The 22,240-nt window shown below is 48.6% G+C and carries 16 protein-coding genes; 6 read left to right on the plus strand and 10 right to left on the minus strand.

The window, feature by feature from the left end; translation table 11 throughout:
• Nucleotides 1-187 precede the first annotated feature (187 nt).
• Nucleotides 188-1,051 carry an ABC transporter ATP-binding protein gene (locus RF679_RS16850; RefSeq protein ID WP_309481789.1) on the plus strand — a complete coding sequence of 288 codons (864 nt, stop codon included), beginning with the start codon at nucleotides 188-190 and terminating at the stop codon, nucleotides 1,049-1,051.
• 8 nt (nucleotides 1,052-1,059) lie between these two features.
• Nucleotides 1,060-2,427: a hypothetical protein gene (locus RF679_RS16855; protein ID WP_309481790.1), complete on the plus strand. Its 1,368-nt coding sequence runs from the start codon at nucleotides 1,060-1,062 to the stop codon at nucleotides 2,425-2,427.
• 26 nt (nucleotides 2,428-2,453) lie between these two features.
• Here the strand turns inward: RF679_RS16855 and RF679_RS16860 are convergent, their stop codons facing one another.
• The 7 genes from RF679_RS16860 to RF679_RS16890 form a co-directional block, all read right to left on the minus strand.
• Nucleotides 2,454-3,044 (minus strand): hypothetical protein, encoded by a 591-nt coding sequence (locus RF679_RS16860; protein WP_309481791.1) that lies wholly within the window; start codon nucleotides 3,042-3,044, stop codon nucleotides 2,454-2,456.
• 96 nt (nucleotides 3,045-3,140) lie between these two features.
• A complete protein-coding gene (locus RF679_RS16865; protein WP_309481792.1) occupies nucleotides 3,141-4,223 on the minus strand; it encodes a bifunctional nicotinamide-nucleotide adenylyltransferase/Nudix hydroxylase in 1,083 nt (360 codons plus the stop codon).
• Nucleotides 4,220-5,989 (minus strand): NAD+ synthase, encoded by a 1,770-nt coding sequence (locus RF679_RS16870; RefSeq protein WP_309481793.1) that lies wholly within the window; start codon nucleotides 5,987-5,989, stop codon nucleotides 4,220-4,222. Before RF679_RS16870 ends, RF679_RS16865 begins: the two co-directional genes overlap by 4 nt.
• A 15-nt stretch (nucleotides 5,990-6,004) precedes the next feature.
• Nucleotides 6,005-7,192 carry a nicotinate phosphoribosyltransferase gene (gene pncB, locus RF679_RS16875; protein ID WP_309481794.1) on the minus strand — a complete coding sequence of 396 codons (1,188 nt, stop codon included), beginning with the start codon at nucleotides 7,190-7,192 and terminating at the stop codon, nucleotides 6,005-6,007.
• Nucleotides 7,189-7,566, minus strand: a complete 378-nt coding sequence (locus tag RF679_RS16880) for a hypothetical protein (protein ID WP_309481795.1) — start codon at nucleotides 7,564-7,566, stop codon at nucleotides 7,189-7,191. The genes pncB and RF679_RS16880 overlap by 4 nt, the downstream gene beginning before the upstream one ends.
• A gap of 47 nt (nucleotides 7,567-7,613) precedes the next feature.
• The gene (locus RF679_RS16885; protein WP_309481796.1) at nucleotides 7,614-8,462 is read right to left on the minus strand and encodes a cysteine hydrolase family protein; all 849 of its coding nucleotides are present in this window, start codon (nucleotides 8,460-8,462) and stop codon (nucleotides 7,614-7,616) included.
• A 323-nt stretch (nucleotides 8,463-8,785) separates the two neighbouring features.
• Nucleotides 8,786-9,526, minus strand: coding sequence for an NUDIX hydrolase (locus RF679_RS16890; RefSeq protein ID WP_309481797.1), 741 nt, complete (start codon nucleotides 9,524-9,526; stop codon nucleotides 8,786-8,788).
• A 188-nt stretch (nucleotides 9,527-9,714) separates the two neighbouring features.
• Here RF679_RS16890 and RF679_RS16895 point away from each other — a divergent pair, with 188 nt between their 5' ends.
• From RF679_RS16895 to RF679_RS16910, 4 genes are read left to right on the plus strand one after another with little or no spacing between them, the layout of a single operon-like run.
• Complete coding sequence (locus RF679_RS16895) at nucleotides 9,715-10,260, plus strand: RNA 2'-phosphotransferase (protein WP_309481798.1); 546 nt, start codon at nucleotides 9,715-9,717, stop codon at nucleotides 10,258-10,260.
• Nucleotides 10,261-10,265: 5 nt separating this feature from the next.
• Nucleotides 10,266-10,874, plus strand: a complete 609-nt coding sequence (locus RF679_RS16900) for a DUF4291 domain-containing protein (protein WP_309481799.1) — start codon at nucleotides 10,266-10,268, stop codon at nucleotides 10,872-10,874.
• A 6-nt stretch (nucleotides 10,875-10,880) separates the two neighbouring features.
• Nucleotides 10,881-11,408, plus strand: a complete 528-nt coding sequence (locus tag RF679_RS16905) for an O-acetyl-ADP-ribose deacetylase (protein WP_309481800.1) — start codon at nucleotides 10,881-10,883, stop codon at nucleotides 11,406-11,408.
• A gap of 35 nt (nucleotides 11,409-11,443) precedes the next feature.
• A complete protein-coding gene (locus RF679_RS16910; protein WP_309481801.1) occupies nucleotides 11,444-11,992 on the plus strand; it encodes an NADAR family protein in 549 nt (182 codons plus the stop codon).
• Between the two features lie 186 nt (nucleotides 11,993-12,178).
• Here the strand turns inward: RF679_RS16910 and RF679_RS16915 are convergent, their stop codons facing one another.
• From RF679_RS16915 to RF679_RS16925, 3 genes are all read right to left on the minus strand, one after another.
• Nucleotides 12,179-15,373, minus strand: a complete 3,195-nt coding sequence (locus RF679_RS16915) for a M16 family metallopeptidase (RefSeq protein ID WP_309481802.1) — start codon at nucleotides 15,371-15,373, stop codon at nucleotides 12,179-12,181.
• A gap of 380 nt (nucleotides 15,374-15,753) precedes the next feature.
• The gene (locus RF679_RS16920; RefSeq protein ID WP_309481803.1) at nucleotides 15,754-17,217 is read right to left on the minus strand and encodes a glutamate synthase subunit beta; all 1,464 of its coding nucleotides are present in this window, start codon (nucleotides 17,215-17,217) and stop codon (nucleotides 15,754-15,756) included.
• Between the two features lie 244 nt (nucleotides 17,218-17,461).
• Entirely contained in the window at nucleotides 17,462-22,156 is a 4,695-nt protein-coding gene (locus RF679_RS16925; protein ID WP_309481804.1) for a glutamate synthase-related protein, read from the minus strand.
• Between the last annotated feature and the right edge of the window lie 84 nt (nucleotides 22,157-22,240).

A 22,240-nucleotide genomic window follows, 5' to 3' on the forward strand; every position in this document is an offset into this window, starting at 1 on the left:
TTGTTAAATCATGTTCCTATTTGGAGACAATCATTTGCAGAACCGGGTCAATGATCGAAATTTATGGGCGTTCTGACCCGATAAATCACTTCCTTAAATGAGCCCCGATCAGAACATCACCAATTGATTTGCAAGAAAATCATATGGAGCAATACACTAAGCGCCTCATAAAGAACTATGTATACAAATGAACGCTTCCATCGCAAGTACTGAACCTTCCGTCAAAGTAGCAGAGCTTTATTGGACATATGGGACGCGTACCATTTTGGACCACATCAGCTTCGCCCTTCCTATCGGCGCAAAAGTAGGACTGCTCGGCGCTAATGGCAGCGGCAAATCGAGTCTACTCAAATGCCTTTTGGGACTACAAAACTTTGACAGCGGAGAAGTCACCCTCTGCGGTCATCCTCTGTCGCAACTTGACGATGAAGTTCGTGCCAAATTAGCTTATGTGTCGCAAAGCCCAGATCTATTTCCTTGGATGAGCGTGGAGCAACACCTACGCACGATAGGTCAAGCCTACCCATTGTGGAATGAGAAGCGCGCCATCGAATTAGCTTTGTCGCTCGAACTTTCACTGGGTAAAACTGTGAGCAAATTATCGGGTGGTGATCAACAAAAGTTGGCGATAGTCTTGGCCCTCGCACACCAACCTGAGCTCATCGTGATGGATGAACCAGTCGCCAATCTCGATCCACTGCGACGTCACAACTTGATGCGACATTTGTTTCTCGATGACCGCTGGATTTCACCGCAGGCGACGCTCATCATTACCAGTCATTTCTTAAGTGATCTTGATGATGTATTGAGCCACGTGGTCTTTATGCGAGAAGGGCAAATACAACTTTATGCTGATTGGCGAGCATTACGACAAACGCATTGCGTGATCGCTAATCAACTACTGCAAGGCGTTCGTCCGGAGATTCTCCATCAAGGTCATGAAACCAGCGTGGTCGCTATTGCTAGTCTTCCCACACACCTTCAACAAGGACAAGGATCGGGCTCAAAATCGATCACTCTCGACACCTTGTTCGCCGCCTTGCATCAATGAAGACTCACATGAACGCATGGTGTTTTCCAATTCTGAGCCTGCGCCAACGTGCCGTCGCTTGGTTTGCGGCGCTGGTCTCGATCGCAAGCTGGCTACTCGCCTTCTTTTCCGATGCTGGCCTCGCTCGATACTGGTCGCTGCTGAGCTTGCTCCTACCGCCCAGCATCGCTTACTTCATGAGTTCGCGTTTGCTCATCAGCTTGCGCTATTTCCAGAAACAAATTGCGCCCGTGGCACTTGCCCAAGTCATGCAAGAGCGCGTACGGCGACTGATGATATCTGTTTTCGTTGTGCTACTCGTGGCTAACTTTGGTTTGCAAATGGGAGCGCATTTCGCAACTCAACTCAGTCTACTTGCAACGCAAATGCTTGGCCTTTGTCTCGGCATCTATAGCAGCCTGGGCTTTCATATCAAGCTCAACATGAGTCGCACGTGGGTCAGAAAAAGTGGCTTACATAGGCTGGTCCACCTCCTCTTAGCATCGAGCTGGGTCTACTTTACCGTTCACCAAGTCCTAACAAATACCACTCCCCTCGAGCTCTGGTACAGCATTGCTGCCATAAGCTGTGCCTGTGCTTTTCTCTATTACTTTGTCACGCAGCGCCCACAAAGTTTTGCGCATGACGAGGAGATTAAGGACACGCCGCGCCTGTTCAGCAAACTCAGCACGTGGCTTCTACATCACTTCTACCGCTATCGGCGACTAGGGCCGCAAACAAATAGTTCAGATGAATCCAACACTGATCGCGGACTCGTGCAGCCAATCGCTGTGTTCTGCCTGATGATCGCCATCTATTTCTTCGCTTGTGTTCCTCAAGCTTCACAGGTGGGCTTTAACCGACTACTTTACCTTGCGGCGATGAGTCTCATCTTGAGTAGCCATTTGGTAATACGCGATTGGCATTGGCGCTATTTACTCATGCCACGCGGGCTGGTGAATCAGGGATTTGCCTGGCAACTGTGGCGCTCAAATCTGACTATCTTTCTTGGTTTGGGCGTCATCTTCTTTTTGGGTAAAGCTATTTTTGAGCGACTTGCGGATTCAAGTCACGTCGCCACCACGCTCCTTGCCAGCTTTGCAGATGCACTAACATTCATGTTGGAAATCGCTGCAGTCTTCGCCGGAGCGTGCGTCATGGCCGCGGCAGAGAACCTCAATCGCAGCCGCTTCAAAATCTATTTGTTGATGCTATTCCTTGCTTGCAGCGTCTATGGCATCGCCTACACTTCTGGGAGGGTAAACCAACTGCAGAACCTCTTTGGATCCGATTGGCGCTATCAATTCAGTCTTGTATTTGCGAGTGCATTATTATTCGGACTCGCCCGACATCGATGGAGCCCACAACGCATTCGTGCCAACTACTCAGGCACATAGATCCTTAAGCCTCGGCGTGTTCAGCCTCACAAACCGCTGACACCTTTTACCATGTAACGGTAGGTGTGCTTATTCAAATGCAGACTGACTACACCTTTCGCCCAGCACGCTTCTTCACCAGGTTCTAAGCTCACTTTAAGCATGAGGCGGAGATCGGCATTAGCATACACGCTTTGACGTATGTCACCAGACCGACACGAGGTCGAAGGATTTTTTTGTACTGATTTCAATTCAGTCGTCACGCCTTGTAAATTGACGTAGGCGGTGCGTAAATCGTTACTCAACAACAGCACCAAAGCACCGCTGCCATAACCACCTTCATCCTTGGCAAAGCTAGCGATTCTGAACTCGTATGGCGCATTCCATTTAGGCACTTGATTGAGATCAATGGCTTGCAATACAACTGCAATCTGTTTGTTTTGCGGTGCGCCTTGAGGTTGCCCAAGCTGTGTCGGTGTTTGCGCGACTGGATTAACCGCCTGCGCCCAACTTGTCGACACTACGCACACACCTACCATCAAGCTCCCAATACCAAGCATCTTCAGCGCTGATATACGTGAGATCGTGGAGGAAAATAGGCTGCGGTGATGTGGACGGTTTCGCTTGAATTGCATCATGGTTTCTTTCTCCTTCACTTTTCTCACACAGGCAACAAGTTGCATCAAATCACATTGTTTTGCGTCGTATAAAGCTGTAGCTCTTTTCACGAGGTTCTAGGCTGTCAATTTTAAGAATTGATCCAAAATATGAAAATGATCATCGAAAAACTGATCTTCCATCGCATTCAATTCAGCTATCGGCATCCACTTCGCGGCGGCTGCATCGTCATCTGCTTCGATCTCTGGAAAGTGATCTAAGTTCAAATCGAAAAAGAAGGCATGTGTGATCGTTCGGCCGCGTTGACTGCGATCTGGATGATCGAACACTTTGACATCCACCAGAGAAGCTTCCAGCGTCGAATCAAGCAAGGCCAACTTGGTTTCTTCACGAAGCTCGCGAATCGCGGCGCGTTGCAAGCGTTCATGCGGATCAAGAAAGCCGCCAGGTAAAGCCCATAAACCTTTGCCCGGAAATCCTCCCCGTTGAATCAATAAAACGTGTTGGTTGGTCTTGACCACAGAATCCACGGTACAGAAGATGGGCGCATAGGGAGCGGTAGACCAAGCGGCTTTGTAGGCTTGCAAGCCTTTGTATTCTGTCACCAAAGCTGCATAGGCAGGTAACTGACACCAGGCTTTGAGATACTGACGTGTTTCAAGGCTGAGCATAGATTCCAACACCGACAACGAGATATCAATATTCTCTGCTTCGAACATTACGCGCCGCACTGCAGTCGCGTCGAAGTTGCTGTGATTTTCCGTCTCCAACAAATGCCAATGCGGAAAGCGACGCAAATAGTAACTCGATGCATCTTTGAAGTGCCCCACCAGACAAATATCCTTGGCTTGAGGCACATGGCGCATGACTTCATTTTGTACCGCTTGCGCCCAGCGTTGATCGTCATAATAATCACGCACGGGAATAAATTGGATACGCTCGATTTCGTCTGCAGAGAGATTGGCTTTGATCATGGCCGCACGTTCTTGCCAAGTAAAAGGATTACGCACAGTACGCGCATGGAATGACGATCCTAAAATCACCAACACTTGTGGCGCTTTCTGTAGTGCGATGCGCAGCAATTCTGCGTGTCCTAGATGGAAACCTTGAAAGCGCCCAATCACCACCGCTACATCTTGCGAATGAGGAATGGGAGTGACGTTCACTTCGTTGGGAATTACGGTTGTCGCTACATTCATATCACTTCCTTATTAGGCTTCAAACACGCTTCAAAAGTATAACGAGCGGCGATGGGCATTTGGCGTCCGGAACCAAAGGCGCGCGCCCGTACTCGGATAATCGGCGGCGCTTGACGGCGCTTATACTCGTTGCGCGCCACCATACCATGGATACGTTTCAGCAAGGCCGCGCCGTCCACAGTATTCTTCAAATTCTCCACAAAAGCTTGGGCTTGCTGCGCTTCTTCCGGCGGTAGTCGATGTCCCTCGATATGCCATTTCAAAATTTCATCAAGAACTTCATACGGTGGCAAGCTATCCGTATCCAATTGGCCAGGGGCGAGTTCCGCTGAAGGCGGTTTGGTCAACACATCGTGCGGGATAATTTCTCGTCCTGCACTTTGATTGATATGACGTGACAATGCATACACTTCAGTTTTGTATAGATCACCAATGAGACCTAAACCGCCATTCGTATCTCCATACAAGGTGCAGTAGCCCACCGATATTTCGCTCTTATTCCCCGTGGTTAACAGCAATGCGCCGAAATGATTCGAGTATTCCATGAGTATGGTTCCGCGCACACGCGCTTGCAAATTTTCGAGCGTCAGACCGCGTAGGGGCGCATCAAATGCCTGCGTAAAACCTTTTCCATACTGCTCCACTAAGTCTCGAATCGGATGCTCGAGCAAAGGAATCCCAAGCGCCTGACAAAGCTTCACAGAATCCGATACCGAACCCTCACTGGAAAATGCCGAAGGCATGGTAATCGCGATGACATTGTCCGCACCCAGCGCTTCGACCGCCAATGCCAGTGTCAGCGCCGAATCAATACCGCCCGACGAACCGACCACGGCTTTGCTAAAACCACAGCGACGTGCATAGTCACGCAAGCCAAGCACAATCTGTTGGCGCGCCAATTCTTCTTTCTGCGTTACGGCGGCCCTCGGTGCTGTTCCAATTTGATCGCCTATTTTCGAGCCTATATCTTGCGCCTCAAAAAAGTTGTCACCATCAAAATTCAACACCGCAAAATCTTCGGCAAAGCCCGCTGCTTCATACACTAGGCCCCGTTGAGGATGCATGATGAAAGAGTGCCCATCAAAGACTAATTGATCTTGACCACCAATTTGATTGACATAGACGATAGGCATTTGATGCGCGGTCGAGGCCTGTCCAAATAGACGGTGGCGCTGTTGGCGCTTACCAAAATCCGAGGGGCTTGCATTGATGCTCACAACGAGGTCCACTTGCGCTTGTTCCAACGCCGCATAGGGATTCACTTTGTAATCGAGACCAGCATCATTCCAACCGTCCTCACACACCATAAATCCAACGCGATGCGAGCCGATTGTCAGCGTACACGCAGTTTCAACACCAGGTTCAAAATGACGTCCCTCGTCGAAGATGCCATAGGTGGGCAGTAATTGTTTATGGTACTCGGTAAGAATCTCACCATCACGTATCACCAACAAAGCGTTATGGAGTCGCTTGCCAGGACCTTGATGCAAGCGCACTGTGCCAATCACACTGAACAAATTGGGGAACTGTGTAGACGCTTTCAATATGGCGTGCAATGCAGTTTCGCAAGCTTGTAAGAAGTCCCCATCTTCAAGCAAATCGCCGGGGTAATAGCCGCATACCGATAGCTCAGAGAAGATGACCATGTCAGCTCCTACTTCGGCTGCATGCTTCATCTTTGCCTGCATCAATTGTCGATTGCCTTCGAAATCACCCACGGTGTAATTGCATTGAGCGAGCGCCAATTTCAAGTTTTGCTTATTCATTTGTCGGCCCTTGAATTATTCTGGATGTTGAAAGACCTGCCTTAAGTAGGCTAAGAAAGTGTGGTCTTGGCATAGAGTCTTGCCGCGCGCATCCGACAATTTTGCTACTGGTTGTCCATTGCAAGACACGATCTTCATCACGATATTCAGTGGTGTGATCCCTACATCATTGCTGAGATGGGTACCAATGCCGAAGCCGGTCATGACACGATCGGCGAAGTGGCGATACAGTTGCAGAGCGGTTGCGATATCGAGCCCATCTGAAAAGACCAAGCGCTTGGTATTGGAATCGATACGGAGTTTTGCGTAGTGCTCTAAAGCTTTTTCGCCCCATACGATGGGGTCACCGGAGTCATGCCGTAGACCATCAAATAGCTTGGCGAAGTAGAGATCAAAATCAGCCAAGAAAGCGTCCATGCCGACCACATCGGTCAGAGCGATGCCGAGGTCACCGCGATATTCTTGCACCCAATCCTCTAATGCGGCTTTTTGAAAATCACGCAGACGAACCCCAAAAGATTGATATGACTGCAGATACTCATGCGCCATTGTACCGATCGGAATCAGCCCATATTTCTTGGCCAAGTAGACATTCGAGGTGCCTTTAAAATAGCTTGGTAATTCCCGCAACAGTGTCGCCACCACTTCATCCTGCCATTCACCCGAGAAACGACGCCTCAAGCCGAAATCGAAAAATTCAAACGGATGCTTACGTGTCTGCTGTTGCACATCACGCTGGAGTACACCGATCTTTTCTTTCAAACGGCGTCGTCCTTCGATGATGACCTCGGCCGTCGCCAAGCGGCGAAAGTACAACTCATTGACAATATAGAGTACAAAAATTTCAAAACCCATTACATGTACTTGCGGACCGGTTGCCACCACGGTCAGTTTTTCCCCATCGATACCTACTTCAATAAACTTTCTTTGGAAGCGGAAGATCGTCAAGAAGTCGACGAAATCACTTTTCAGATAACGCAGTTGACGTAGATAAGCTAGCTCATCGTCGGCGAAACGCATCTTGCACAGATGATCAAGTTCGCGCTCCAGATCGTCTTTCAGTTCCGCCAATGGATACGCGGGTGTGTTTCGACAAACAAAAGCGTATTCACACTGGGTATTCGGATGACTATGCAGCAATGCTTGCCACATGGTGAATTTATATAAATCGTTTTCTAGTAAGCTGCGCACTACGGGTTTCATGATGTCCTCGTTTCTGCGTGAAATTCTTGGATCACTTCGATCAATCCCACGATATTGGAATTCATTTCTTCTTGCTCTTCTGCTGGAATCCACCATTCTGTATGCATCTCACCACCAACGCATTGCACTGGATAGCGATCCATGAACGATTTTCTCACGTGAAAGCGTGTCACAAACCCTGATCCGCTGGCAGAGACATTCCAATCGCGTGCGATTTGCACCGCATACTCTTCATTTGTTACGGGGTAAAAGATCGGTTGTTCCGGCAAACGCGGTGGCCATTTTGTATAGCCGCTTTGCGCTACCAGTTCGAGTTCCTTTGGTCCAGTTGGCCGGTACAAAGTCACCAAAGCTTCTTGTGTTTTCGTATTCATGACTTACTCTATTGTGCTGATGTTTTCTGAACGGACTTTTGTGCCGCTTAAAGTGAACTCATCATCTCTGTAGCTGTACTAATGCGTAGACCTTTGCTGCGCATCTCTTCAATAAAACTCTGTGCCTGCACCTCGAACCCGGGTACTGGACTCATGCAATCAGTTAGCAAGACCAACTGTGAGAGCTTTGCTGGATCCCAATGTGCGACGATGTGCTCGGTACTTGCTTTGACACAGTGGCTACTCGCTTCACCGCAGATCAACACCGTGTCGTATGCTTGCAAAGCTTCCAGCAATTCGCGGTTCAATTGAGTGTGGGTATCAGTTTGATCCGGCACTTCGGCCATCATCGCGGAGTAGTGTTCAGTCCAAGGATTCGATCCTTTGTAGACCTTCGCAACCACTTTTTGTTGCGCTTGCTCCCAACGATTGTAGGCGTTACGCACCTCGGTATGAACATTGTGTCCCCAGCTGCCAATTTCACAGTGCACTGGCCAAATCATCAAGCGATAGCGTCCTGCAGCTTCGAGTTGCGCTAAATATTCCTCAGCGCGCGCTTGCGCCTGTGGGCTCCGCGTTTGATACACGCCCTCGCGAACCTGCTGCAAAGTGATCTCTGTAAATGGCGTCACCGCATCACCATTGTGTGTGCACCAAAATGAGGGATGCGCGATATCGAGTACGTGATGTGAATCGAGGGTCACGGTAATCGCATCAAGTTGGCTTCCCAGAGTGTCAATCAAACGACCAATACGCAGCATATCTTCATGCGCGCCAGTCACTGGCAAAGACGGTGCAAACACCTCACCATTCCCAATTTGAGGCAGATAGCTTTGAGGTAAATCGCAGAAATCATTTTGTGGATCAATAATCAGTAAATGCTGGCGGTTTTGCATGATGAATCTCTTTCCTTTCTCTAGCCAAACAGCTGAGCCGGACTGTTTGTGCTATTTGTGTTCATTGAGCTGCTTTGTTCTTTTTTCTTCTGTTCGCTGTGCGCCGAAGCTTTGATCGATGACTCATACTCTCTTTCATTTGGAGCTTGCAATAATTATGAATGAGAGCGTATGAGTGCATTCTAGGATACTTAGTTGAAAAATGCAACTAAGTATCCTTTTGATTTTTTCAAGATGAATTAATCGGGAAATTGGCACGAACGTACATCAACTTCTGCGCCTTTAAAACTCATGATGAATTCACTCTTAGAATCGCACAAGAATCAATCACTGCTCAGGCTACGTGCGTAGTACACCAAACCTAATCCTTGCTTGAGTCGATAGAGTTGTGCCGGACGATTACTACCATATCGAAACTGACCGTTCAGCTCCTCCAGAAAATCACCTTCTTTGATTCTCTTGCGGAACGCGCTTTTATCGAGTGGACGTCCGAGTATCAATTGGTACATCTGTTGTAGTTCGCTCAATGTAAATTCAGCGGGCAACAAATGCGCTGCTAAGGAGCTGTATTCAACCTTGTTATACAGCCGCTGCAGGGCTACCTCCAGTATCTCAGTATGATCGAAGGCTAAATGCGGTAAAGGCTGATCCTGCGCAATGGGAAACCACTGTACCGCATCAACCGCACTGCCTTGACTCAACTCGACCAGATCAGATGGAATCAAGGCGAAATAGACGAAGGTCGACGACCAACCACGTGGATCTCTAGTCTTACTGCCGAAACCCTGCAATTGCTCCAGATAAGGCGCCTTCACCCCGGTTTTCTCTTTTAACTTCCGTAGTGCGGTTGCTTCAAGGTTCTTATCTTTATGTACGTCAATAAAGCCGCCAGGCAAACTCCATTGCCCCATAAAGGGATGGTCTGCGCGCTTCACCAAGAGAACATGCAAGCGCTCTTCTCGCACCGTAAAGATAACGAGATCAACACTCGTGAGAGGCACCTCATAGTCGTGAATGTTGTAGTTTTTCAGGAATTCTTTTTCAGATTGCTGCTTACTTGCCATTGCCGATAACTCCTATCAAAGAGAGCTGCCATTGTATGCCTTTCTTGGCTATTGGTGCGATTTTGCAACTAAGTTAGGAAAAATAAACAACTAACTTAGTTGAGTTTTGCAAATAAGTATTTTATAGTGCGCTCGACGTCGACAAAATAATAAACAGCAATCAATAAACTAAGAACAAAGACCTCATCATGAAAAAAGAAACTCTCAGCAAACTAATGAGTCTCGCCCTGAGACACAAACCCCAAGAAATTGGCATTCAACTCGATCACCAAGGCTGGACCAGCCTAAGCGATTTGCACAGTGCGATTCAAACTAAACACCCTGAAGTCACAGTGGCAGATATCATGAATGTGGTCGCCACATGCCCGAAACAACGCTTTGCGGTAGACGAAGAAGGGCAAATGATTCGCGCAAACCAGGGCCATAGCATCAAGGTAGATCTGGCACTACCAATCGCTACACCTCCTGAGCGACTGTTTCACGGGACCGCGTCTCGCTTTATAGAATCGATTAGGCGCGATGGTTTACAAGCACGCCAACGACATCACGTACATCTCACAGCATCGCGTGAAACGGCGATGACCGTCGGCGCTCGACGCGGCACGGCCTATCTTCTGCAAATCGACGCCAAACAAATGCATGAGGATGGCTACCATTTCTATCTTTCAGAGAATCAAGTTTGGCTCACAGATGTGGTGCCGGCGAAATACATTATCGAATTAGAAGAACAATAAAAACAATGATGAAATTTAAGAACTACCTTACTCAACAAAAAGAATGGCCGCAAAGTGGCGAACATATTATGGCGCACTTCGATCAAGACACGATCGTCGTATATCAAGCTTATTCAGGGCCAATTGCCGAATACGCCCTCAAACATCAACGCTTTGGCGGCGCATTCAGCTATCAAAGGATGAGCTGGATCAAACCCAATTTCCTGTGGATGATGTACCGCTCCGGATGGGCGCAAAAACAAGGACAAGAATTTGTGTTAGCGATACGATTACGACGTACGTTTTTTGACGAGATCTTATCGAAAGCAGTTGCGTCGAGCTTTGGCGCTGCCAATATGGACGATGAAGCACAATGGAGGACTGCGCTGAGCAATTCTGAGGTACGCTTACAGTGGGATCCCGATCACGATCCCTTCGGCAATTCGTGCACAAGGCGCGCCATTCAGTTAGGGCTACGTGGATCGATGTTGGCGAGATATGGCCAAGAGAAAATTCTGCGCATTGAGGACATCACGGCTTTTGTTCAACAGCAGCGGCGCCAAAGAGATCTCGACCTTAGTCTTCTCGAAACGCCTGCAGAGTCCATCTATATTCCACACCAAACAGTAAGCTAGGGCAACGTGAAAATCACGATCTTGAAATCAGACATCACCAAATTGACCGTGGATGTGATTGTCAACGCGGCTAACTCGTCGTTACTAGGTGGCGGCGGGGTCGATGGTGCGATTCATCGTGCCGCCGGCAAAGCTTTATTGGAGGAATGTCATGCACTACATGGCTGCAAAGCGGGTCAAGCGAAATACACGCAAGCCTATGCATTGCCAGCGAAGTATGTGATCCATACTGTTGGCCCCGTCTGGCAAGGTGGACAGAAAAACGAAGCAGAACTATTACGGAGCTGCTACCAGAACAGCCTAGCCATCGCACGCGATCTTGGGGTGCACAGCATTGCTTTTCCCGCCATCAGTACTGGCGCTTACCGCTATCCTTTAGACGAAGCAACTCGTATTGCCATCTCCTCTGTACAAGAGTTTGCCGCAGAAAGCGGCTCTGTACAGGAGGTTGTGTTTTGTTGTTTCAGCGATGCAGACGAAGCATGTTATCGCACAGCTTACGCAGAACTCACCACTGGGAAAAACGGGCCTTAACAAATCAACCTCAACGAAGGAAGAAAGAAAAAGCGATGAAGGTACTCAACAAACAGGAACTCGCACTGCTCAAAGAACAGCATGATTTCCTTTTCTTCTGGGGACATCAAGAAAAGCATCCTAAAACAGTGACCAAAGCTTGCTTAAGCCAATGGTATCCCGCGAGATTCCAGGTCGATGGTCAAACCTATATCTCAGCTGAACAATACATGATGGCGGCGAAAGCAAAGCTATTCAAAGATCAGTCAGTGTACGACCGCATTTTGCTTGAAACAGAGCAAGGAAAAATTAAAGCGCTAGGTCGTCAGATCAAAGGATTTGACGAAACAATCTGGACGCTGCACCGTCTCGAAATCGTGTGTGAGGCAAATCTGGCAAAGTTTAGTCAAAACCCTGCTCTCAAGAATTTTCTACTCAACACCGGAAACCGAATTCTAGTAGAAGCCAGCCCTGTCGACTTCATCTGGGGTATCGGTCTAAGCCATGATGCGCCCGAGGCGAATAACCCAGATTCTTGGCTGGGAGAAAACCTGCTCGGTTTCTGCCTGATGGAAGTTCGCAGGCGGCTCTCTCAAGCAGAATAACTCTCCAACTAACAGGCATGGAAGTTTAGAGAACAACTATGCCCCTATCTTGCGTGAATCTCGTTTATGTCAAATACGATAAACGGCAGCGCGCCTGCCTATCAAAACAATGATCTGGTTCTGGACCACAAAGCGAATCTAACATGTAAAGGTGACGCTGCGTCATATCAACGTAGCGCCCGCCTTCTATAGATTCCCATCGGCGCATTGCTCTAGCGTCTTGGCGATTCTTCCGAGTGCATCAAGCACTGGCGTGGTCTTACGCCAAATCTCATTCCGGTCTTGAACAGAAATAGCATCGCCCACTTTCTTTCCGGTATCGCCATCACCACTGACACTCTTGATCAATTCTCTCGCGACCAATACAAATTCCAATTGAGACTGCTTAGCAGTTTCCAGACACGCCCCTACTTCAACTTTACCAGCCCGCTTTCCAATCTCCTCAAGCTGGAGAAGTCTTGTCGCCGTGTTCAAATAGAGCCCCGGCGCTTTCTCCGCTACCGTCGAATCAACGATATCTCTGAAGATGCTCCATGAGTCATTCCTCAATGCCCTGATTGCTTCAGCACCGAGATCACGTGGTACTTGTGTGCGATAGCGCTCCATTTCCGCTTGTGGCCCGGTCGCCATAGCGGCGGGTAGTTTCTTCAGTTTTACAAGGTGTTTGAGGTCGTAGAACTTCTGCGCTGCTTGACGTAAGCTCGCCTCTGTTGCCTTGGCCAATAATTTTTCTGGTTCCAAATACATTTCACCAGCAGATCTTCGCAATTCAATTTCGAGAAGTTTATTCGCGATGTAGTAATTCTTTTGCATCGCTTCACGATGCGTATTCAATATTTTCTTTTTCGCCTCGACCAGCTCTTCGATTGCAACAAGTTTCGTCTGCAATTGCTCGATCTCCGAGAAAAACGCTTTTTCGATGTGGTCTAGCTTATCCGATGCGCCAGGCAAGAACATCATCGCTGCGAGTCCGCGCCCGGAATTATAATAAGCGTTAGTGATTTCAAAACTATAAATCAATGCTTGCTGTTCACGTAATTTCTTCCATACTCTCTGGTACAAAATTTGGTTAAGCAAATCAACATGCAAACGATCAATATCCTGGCGGGTTTGTACTTCATTCAGAAAGACCACTGACAGCAAGGACTTATCCTCATTGCCGAGAAAAATCGTACGTTCCACAACACCTTGCGCGAACTCTGGGTAGGCTCGTTTGAGCGTGATATCACGTTCCTTCGAAGGTAAATTGGCGAGATACTTTGGAAGCTGAATACGAAGATCATCAAAATCGAGATTACCAACGAAGACGAAGTAACTTCCATTGAAATCCTTATTCATACCCTCGAAAGTAGAAATAACTTTGTCGACATTCAAAGTTTCAATATCACGAATTGGCGGCAAATAAATGGTTCTGGGGTCATCACGGAAAATCAATCGACGTAATTGATCTGCGATGACTTGATCCGTATTCTGATTCGCCGACATCAGGTTCTGCTTCAAATTCGTCTGACCAATCTTGAATAAACCGACCTCGCGGCTCGAATTGGTGATGCGCTGATAATTAATCTGCAGCAGGTCAAGTACGTTTGCAGTTGCACTCTCGCCATAAATTTGGCGCCCGTGAAAATTCACATTGAGTCCGTAGCTCAGCCCCTTCGAAGCTTGGTATCTCTGCAGCAACCGTGGGGAAATCTGATCAAATCCCATCGTGTCCGTTAGCATCGATGACAAATTAGCAGTCACCACATCTTGATCTGCTACCCATGCCGTTCCACCAGCTTGCTCATGCAGCATAATGACTCGATCGGCCGCCAAGTTGGTCTTTTTCAAAACCACCACCACGCCATTCGACAAGAGCCACTCATAAGCACCGAGCTTGGTATTATAGGTTTCAGAAACAATCGTGCCTGGCCTAGCAGGAGGTGTCTTGATCGGTGACTTTAATCGTTCGCTAGGCTTGTAGTCTGGCAGTGCACCTGTGCTGCTGATTTTGAAAGCGCCCAAGAGTTGACTGAGACTCGGTAGACTTTCTTTCGCATTGGCTGGAACCCAATAGAGGATCTGCGCGTTGCTAGGATCAAGACGCACCTGCTTTGCAAACTGGTTGAGGCCAGACAATTGAATGGCTTGCAAAGCCTTTGTCACCATCTGATATCTTTGTTCAGGTGACCACAATTTCGAACCGTACAAAAAATGGTTAAGTGCTGCTTCTGCGTAAAAGTCAGATCCCAGCTTGTCCCGCTCTCGGTAGGCTTGCTCGTAATGCGTTAGAAAGTCCTGACGCGCATCATCCAACTCTTCGGCCAAGAAACCTTTATCTATGACTTGCTGTATGGTCAGGTTCGCTTTCTCAATCGCATTGACCGCATTACTATCGAGCTTAAGATAAAGGTTCACCGCTTCAAAGTCATTAACCCATTCAATTTCATTTAAGAGAGCAGTCTTATAAACCACGCCACCGTGCAAACGCTGATTCATTAATTTGAAGTAAATCCGACGTGTCCATTCCTTCTCTAAATCACGGTTATTTCGTGAGATCTGCAAGGTGCGAATCGAGAACGGAATTTGTATCTCATGATTCATTTGCTCGGGATCCGATATCACCTTGAGCTCAGCTTTCTCATGAACTGGGAGATCTGAAGGAGGACGTTGATAAGGATGTTCAGAGCGCGCAATTGAAGAAAATTGTGCTTCTATCTGACGCAGAACAGCAGCCGCGTCGATATTGCCAACCACCACTACAGCCATACGATTTGCACGGTAGTGTTGATCGTAAAGTTTTTGCAGCATCGGTGCGGTGAAGGTGCGACGAATCTCCTTGACGCCTATCGGCATACGGTGAGCATGCGGGGTTCCACGCAGTTGGAAATCCAGCATCGCTTCCGAGCTGCGGTAAGAGTAATTTTCTCGAAGTTGTTGTTCTTGATCAATGATGCTCATTTCACCTTCAACATCTTTGCTCAAAAAGCGCGCGCCACCCGCCATCGCCGCGAGCCCCTGCAGGGCCATCTTGACTTGTTGATCTTTGTTGCTAGGCAAAGACAAGGTGTACACCGTTTTCTCATGATGCGTGGTGCCATTCAAATTTTCACCAATCTTGAGCCCTAAGCGACCAAACATAGGAACCAAAGAATCGGACTTAAACTGCTGACTATTGCGAAACACCAAGTGCTCAATAAAATGTGCTGCGCCACGTTCCGATTCAGCTTCATCGATAGAACCGTATTTCACGGCCAACCGTATTTCGACTTGATTCTTCGGTACAGCATTACTTTTGATGTAGTAGCTGAGGCCGTTACTTAGCTTGCCGATCTTGATGCTAGGATCAGTCGTAATGGGAGTAATCGGTGCATCAGCTTGCTCCGCCTGAACTGTTTGCACTGGCCATATCGCTAGGCCAAGAGTCAGGAAAAGGAAAGGAAACAGAAAAAGGCCCGCAATGAGCGAGCCTCTTGAGAGGTGGGTGGATTGAGTCATCATCAAAAAATGTAAAATAGTTAATTCACATTTTACATCGCTTTGATGAATTAGCTCAATTGATGTAGGTAGATCAGTGCTCTCAAAACTGCGTTGAAATCCCATTACTCTTCATAGCGCTAAAACTACTCCACATGTGTGAGTCAAACGGGTCTCGCAGGTTTTCAATGAGTTCCAACTGCTTGTTCGAAAGCATAAAAAAAACCCTCCAAACATCGACAGATCGACGGATGGAGGGCAACCTTAAGCGTACTTTTGGGTACGTTTGAACAAGCTCTAATTGATTAGCGTGGCAATACGCTTTCGCCCATCAAGAATGCATCCACCTCACGGGCGCATTGGCGGCCTTCGCGGATCGCCCATACCACCAGAGATTGACCGCGACGCATGTCGCCAGCAGCGAACACTTTGTCGACATTGGTTTTGTAGCAGCCTTCACCTTCGGTGCTCGCGCGCGCATTGCCACGCGCGTCTTTATCAACGCCGAATGCATCTAAGACTTGGCCGACGGGAGAAACAAAACCCATCGCCAACAAGACCAAGTCCGCTTTGACTTCGAACTCGGAGTCCGGTACTTCAGTCATTTTTCCGTCTTTCCATTCAAGGCGGCAGGCAATCAGTTTTTCGACTTTACCGCCCTTGCCTTCCAAACGTTTGGTGGCCACAGCCCAGTCACGTTCACAGCCTTCTTCATGCGAAGACGATGTACGTAATTTCGTCGGCCAATACGGCCATACCAGCGGTTTGTTTTCTTGCTCTGGTGGTTGTGGCATCAGTTCGAATTGTGTGACTGACTTTGCGCCATGACGATTCGAAGTTCCAACACAATCGGAACCCGTATCGCCACCACCGATCACGACCACGTGCTTGCCTGCTGCACTGATTTGATCTTTGTACTTGTCTCCTGCATTCACCTTATTTTGCACTGGCAAGAATTCCATTGCGAAGTGCACCCCTTTGAGTTCGCGACCCGGTACAGGTAGATCACGCGGCACTTCTGCGCCCCCTGCAACGACCACGGCATCAAATTCTTTTTTCAATTGATCCGGCGAGATTGTCTCTTTCGACCAATTCGTAATATTGCTTGGAAAGTCTTTACCCACCAAGACGCCAGTACGGAAGGTCACGCCTTCTGCCTGCATTTGTTCAACACGGCGATCGATATGCGATTTTTCCATTTTGAAATCGGGAATCCCATAGCGCAGTAAGCCACCAACGCGATCATTTTTTTCAAAGACGGTCACATCATGACCAGCGCGCGCCAACTGTTGTGCTGCGGCCAAACCTGCAGGGCCCGAGCCGACAATCGCCACCTTCTTACCCGTTTTGTGCTCTGGAATTTGTGGTGTGACCCAACCGTTTTCCCATCCTTTATCGATGATGAAATGCTCAATCGATTTAATCCCGACTGGCAATTCATGCACACCCAAGGTACAAGCAGATTCGCAAGGTGCTGGACAAATACGTCCGGTAAATTCTGGGAAGTTATTCGTCGAATGTAAGACCGCCAAGGCTTGTTGATAATTGCCGTGATAGGTTAGATCATTCCAATCAGGGATGATGTTGTTAATCGGGCAGCCGTTATTACAAAACGGAATGCCGCAATCCATACAACGCGCCGCTTGTTGGGTCGCCTGCTTCTCATCCAAATGCAAAACAAATTCTTTGTAATGCTTCAAACGCGCCTTCGGCGCTTCGCTCGCTTCTTGCAAGCGCTGGTATTCCATAAAACCGGTTACTTTTCCCATGATCTAACCTCAGTATTTTGTGTGGGCTCTTGCCCTAAAATCTTTTTGAAACTCAGAAAACAGCGAACTAAAATTCAACGGCAAGTCTATTTCTCCGTCGCTCCTGCGGAGGCAGGAGCCCAATGTCGTACCTTGATTAACGAGAGCCACTGGATTCCCGCCTTCGAGGGAATGACAAATCAACATATCGTCGCCACTTTGATTTTCCTGCCTACTCAAACTTCAACAGAGTTCTGCATCAGCTTTAAGCCGCTTTTTCCAACTTCACTGCAGCTTGCTCCGCTCCATACATTTCTGCCAAAGCGCGCTTGTATTCGTTCGGGAATACTTTGACGAACTTGGCACGGCTACGGGCCCAATCGTCTAACAAATTACGAGCACGGGTGCTGCCAGTATGTTTGAAGTGACGTTCGATCAAGCCGCGCAAAATTGCTTCATCGGTTTGACGCTCGCCGCCGCGGGTCGCGCTATGCCATAACGATTTATCGACGTTCTTTTCTTGTTCATCGCCAGCGATGACACGATCCAAACTCACCATCGCGGTATTGCATTTCGCTTCGAATTCACCGTCTGGGTCATACACGTAGGCGATACCACCGGACATACCTGCCGCGAAATTGCGACCGGTGTTGCCGAGTACGATCACAGTGCCACCTGTCATGTATTCACAACCGTGGTCTCCAGTGCCCTCAACAATTGCGATCGCGCCAGAGTTACGCACTGCAAAACGCTCACCGGCCACGCCATTAATGAACGCTTCGCCAGCGATCGCACCGTACATCACGGTGTTGCCACAAATGATGTTATCGACAGCCCAACCACGGAATTCGGTATTCGGGCGAATGATGATACGGCCACCAGACAAACCTTTACCGACGTAGTCATTCCCTTCTCCGACCAAATCCAAAGTCACACCACGTGCCAAGAAAGCGCCTACCGATTGCCCCGCTGTCCCTTGCAATTGCACGTGGATGGTGTCGTCCGGCAAGCCAGCGTGACCATAACGTTTCGCGACTTCGCCAGACAACATCGCACCCACAGTACGATTCAAATTCTTCACTGGCTGGATAAAGGAAACTTTCTCACCGGTTTCCAAAGCCAACTTCGCTTGCATGATCAACTTATTGTCGAGTGCTTTGTCGAGGCCGTGATCTTGTCCATCCACATGACGCGTTGCTGTATCTTCGCTCGTTTCTACTTGATGGAAGATGCGTGTGAAATCCAAACCTTTCGCTTTCCAATGGCTGATGGCTTTGGACTTATCCAGCAAATCTACACGACCGATCAATTCATCAAAGGTGCGGATACCCAATTGCGCCATAATTTGACGCGCTTCTTCGGCGACGAAGAAGAAGTAATTCACGACATGTTCAGGCTTACCAGAAAATTTCTTACGCAATTCTGGATCTTGAGTTGCCACACCAACTGGGCAGGTATTCAAATGGCACTTACGCATCATGATGCAACCTTCGACCACCAAAGGTGCGGTCGCGAAACCAACCTCATCAGCACCGAGCATGGCGGCGATCACAACGTCGCGCCCTGTTTTCATTTGACCGTCTGCTTGAACACGAACACGACCACGCAAACCATTCAAGACCAAGGTCTGCTGCGCTTCCGACAAACCGAGTTCCCATGGCGTACCGGCATGCTTAATCGAGGACAAAGGCGACGCACCTGTACCACCGTCATGACCTGCGATCACGATATGATCAGACTTCGCTTTTGCAACACCCGCGGCAATCGTGCCCACACCGACTTCCGATACCAATTTCACGGAGATCGACGCGCTTGGATTGACGTTTTTCAAATCGTGAATCAATTGCGCCAAATCTTCGATCGAGTAAATATCATGATGTGGTGGCGGCGAGATCAAGCCAACGCCTGGCACAGAGAAACGTAATTTCGCGATGTATTCAGACACCTTATGACCTGGTAACTGACCACCTTCACCTGGTTTCGCACCTTGCGCCATCTTGATCTGGATTTGATCAGCGGAGGTCAAGTATTCAGCAGTCACACCGAAACGACCTGAAGCCACTTGTTTAATGCGGGAACGCAGCGAGTCACCGTCTTGCAAAGGAATATCGACTTCGACTTGTTCCTTGCCAATCACGGAGGCCAAAGTTGCGCCTTGTTTGATCGGGATACCTTTCAATTCTTGTGTATAACGCGCTGGATCTTCACCGCCTTCGCCGGTGTTCGACTTACCACCGATACGGTTCATCGCGATCGCTAAAGTGGCATGTGCTTCGGTACTGATCGAGCCCAGCGACATCGCACCTGTAGCAAAGCGTTTGACGATCTCTTTTGCAGGTTCGACCTGCTCCAAAGGAATCGCTTTGCTTGGATCAATCTTGAATTCAAACAAGCCACGCAGAGTCATGTGACGTTTGGATTGATCGTTAATCAGTTGTGCGTACTCTTTATACGTGTTGAAGTTATTCGAGCGCGTGGAATGCTGCAACTTGGCGATTGAATCGGGTGTCCACATATGGTCTTCACCACGTACGCGGAAAGCATATTCACCGCCAGCATCCAAAGCATTCGCCAACACAGGGTCTTTACCAAAAGCCAGCTTATGCAAGCGCAACGCTTCCTCTGCCACTTCAAATACGCCGATGCCTTCAACGTTCGATGCCGTGCCACGGAAATATTTGTCGACCAAGGATTTATTCAAACCAACGGCTTCGAAAATCTGTGCACCACAGTAAGACATGTAGGTAGAGATACCCATTTTCGACATGACTTTATGCAAGCCTTTGCCGATCGCTTTGGTGTAGTTGTAAATGGCTTTTTCAGCGTCGACATCTTTCAACTGCAAAGTTGGATCATTCACCATTGCGGCCAAGGTTTCCATCGCCAAGTAAGGATGAACCGCTTCGGCACCGTAACCCGCCAACAAGGCAAAATGATGTGTCTCGCGTGCCGAGCCTGTCTCAACCACTAAACCTGTAGTGGTACGCAAGCCCTTGCTGACCAAGTGTTGATGCACAGTTGAGGTTGCCAATAAGGCTGGGATAGCGACATGATCCGCATCCATCTTGCGATCCGTAATGATCATGATGTTGTGGCCAGACTTGACCGCATCCACCACTTCGGCGCAGATGGAAGCTAAGCGCGCTTCAATACCATCTTTACCCCACGCGACTGGATAGCAGATATCGAGTTCATAGGATTTGAACTTGCCACCAGTGTTCGCACTGATGTTACGCAGCTTAGCGATATCATCAAAGTTCAAGATCGGTTGCGACACTTCCAAACGCATCGGTGGATTGATGTTATTGGTGTCGAGCAGATTTGGCTTTGGCCCAATGAAGGACACCAAGGACATCACCATCGCTTCACGAATAGGATCGATCGGTGGATTCGTCACCTGCGCGAACAATTGCTTGAAGTAGTTATACAAAGGTTTGAGCTTGTTCGACATCACCGCCAAAGAAGCATCGTTACCCATAGAACCGATCGCTTCTTCGCCACTACCTGCCATTGGCTCCATCAAGAATTTAATATCTTCTTGGGTATAACCGAATGCTTGCTGGCGATCGAGCAAACTTGCCTTTGCGGCTTCTTCCTTCACCTCACCTTTTAAGGCGCTGAGTTTGATACGCACCGAGTTAATCCATTGTTTGTATGGCTTAGCGTTGGCGTAAGTATCTTTGATTTCTTTGTCGTCGATGATGCGACCGGCTTCGAGGTCGATCAAGAACATCTTGCCTGGCTGCAGACGCCATTTCTTGATGATGCGCGCTTCTGGGATCGGCAACACACCAGATTCCGAAGCCATCACCACCAAATCATCGTCGGTAATGATGTAACGCGCTGGACGCAAGCCATTACGATCCAAAGTACCACCAATTTGACGACCATCGGTAAACGCCATCGCTGCTGGGCCATCCCATGGCTCCATCATGGCCGCGTGGTATTCATAGAAGGCACGACGATTGTCATCCATCATGGTGTGGTTTTCCCACGCTTCAGGAATCATCATCATCATCGCTTGCGCGATGGGGTAACCTGCCATCACTAACAGTTCGAGTGCGTTATCGAAACTCGCGGTGTCAGATTGGCCTTCAAAAATCAAAGGATAAAGTTTTTGGAGATCGTCGCCGAGCACTGCCGACTTCATCACACCTTCGCGGGCACGCATCCAGTTGAAGTTACCTTTAACGGTATTGATTTCACCATTGTGCGCAATCATGCGGTAGGGGTGAGCCAGTGGCCATTCTGGGAAGGTATTGGTGGAGAAACGTTGATGCACCAAGGCCAAGGCCGATACGCAACGCGCATCTTGCAAGTCTTTGTAGTAGACACCGACCTGATCAGCCAACAGCAAACCTTTGTAGACAATCGTCCGCGCCGACATCGATGGTACGAAATACTCTTTGCCATGCAAGAGCTTCAAAGCTTCAATCGCATGCACGGCCGATTTACGAATCACATACAACTTACGTTCCAAAGCATCAGTCACCATGATGTCTGGGCCGCGGCCGATGAAGATCTGACGAATCACTGGCTCTTTTTCACGCACTGTCGGCGACATCGGCATGTCGCGATCGACCGGTACATCACGCCAGCCCAACACCACTTGCCCTTCGGCACGCACCGCACGTTCAATCTCTTGTTCGCAAGCCAAACGCGAAGCATGTTCCTTCGGCAGGAAGATCATGCCAACGCCATATTCGCCAGGTGGTGGCAAATCGACGCCCTGCTTCGCCATTTCCTCACGGTAAAATTGATCTGGGATTTGAATCAAGACACCCGCACCATCGCCCATCAAAGCATCGGCACCGACCGCACCGCGGTGATCCAAATTCTTCAGAATCAACAAGCCTTGTTCAATGATGGCATGCGATTTCTTACCTTTAATATGAGCAACAAAACCGACACCGCAGGCGTCTTTTTCATTACTTGGGTCGTATAAACCTTGTGCGTGCATACTTTCCTCACTTAAGCCTAAGCCGTGGGACTACCGGCTATTTCGCAGAAACTCCCAAATAAAGTTTTGAGAAACTGCAAATCA

This window comes from Undibacterium cyanobacteriorum (assembly GCF_031326225.1).
Classification (GTDB): Bacteria; Pseudomonadota; Gammaproteobacteria; order Burkholderiales; family Burkholderiaceae_D; genus Undibacterium; species Undibacterium cyanobacteriorum.

Excerpts from the sequence above, each read along its gene's own strand:
- RF679_RS16895 (WP_309481798.1), top strand. The coding sequence starts at position 9,715 with ATGAAAAAAGAAACTCTCAGCAAACTAATGAGTCTCGCCCTGAGACAC.
- RF679_RS16860 (WP_309481791.1), bottom strand. The coding sequence starts at position 3,044 with ATGATGCAATTCAAGCGAAACCGTCCACATCACCGCAGCCTATTTTCC.
- RF679_RS16925 (WP_309481804.1), bottom strand. The coding sequence starts at position 22,156 with ATGCACGCACAAGGTTTATACGACCCAAGTAATGAAAAAGACGCCTGC.
- pncB (WP_309481794.1), bottom strand. The coding sequence starts at position 7,192 with ATGAAACCCGTAGTGCGCAGCTTACTAGAAAACGATTTATATAAATTC.
- RF679_RS16855 (WP_309481790.1), top strand. The coding sequence starts at position 1,060 with ATGAACGCATGGTGTTTTCCAATTCTGAGCCTGCGCCAACGTGCCGTC.
- RF679_RS16890 (WP_309481797.1), bottom strand. The coding sequence starts at position 9,526 with ATGGCAAGTAAGCAGCAATCTGAAAAAGAATTCCTGAAAAACTACAAC.
- RF679_RS16850 (WP_309481789.1), top strand. The coding sequence starts at position 188 with ATGAACGCTTCCATCGCAAGTACTGAACCTTCCGTCAAAGTAGCAGAG.
- RF679_RS16910 (WP_309481801.1), top strand. The coding sequence starts at position 11,444 with ATGAAGGTACTCAACAAACAGGAACTCGCACTGCTCAAAGAACAGCAT.
- RF679_RS16880 (WP_309481795.1), bottom strand. The coding sequence starts at position 7,566 with ATGAATACGAAAACACAAGAAGCTTTGGTGACTTTGTACCGGCCAACT.
- RF679_RS16885 (WP_309481796.1), bottom strand. The coding sequence starts at position 8,462 with ATGCAAAACCGCCAGCATTTACTGATTATTGATCCACAAAATGATTTC.
- RF679_RS16865 (WP_309481792.1), bottom strand. The coding sequence starts at position 4,223 with ATGAATGTAGCGACAACCGTAATTCCCAACGAAGTGAACGTCACTCCC.
- RF679_RS16900 (WP_309481799.1), top strand. The coding sequence starts at position 10,266 with ATGATGAAATTTAAGAACTACCTTACTCAACAAAAAGAATGGCCGCAA.
- RF679_RS16870 (WP_309481793.1), bottom strand. The coding sequence starts at position 5,989 with ATGAATAAGCAAAACTTGAAATTGGCGCTCGCTCAATGCAATTACACC.
- RF679_RS16920 (WP_309481803.1), bottom strand. The coding sequence starts at position 17,217 with ATGGGAAAAGTAACCGGTTTTATGGAATACCAGCGCTTGCAAGAAGCG.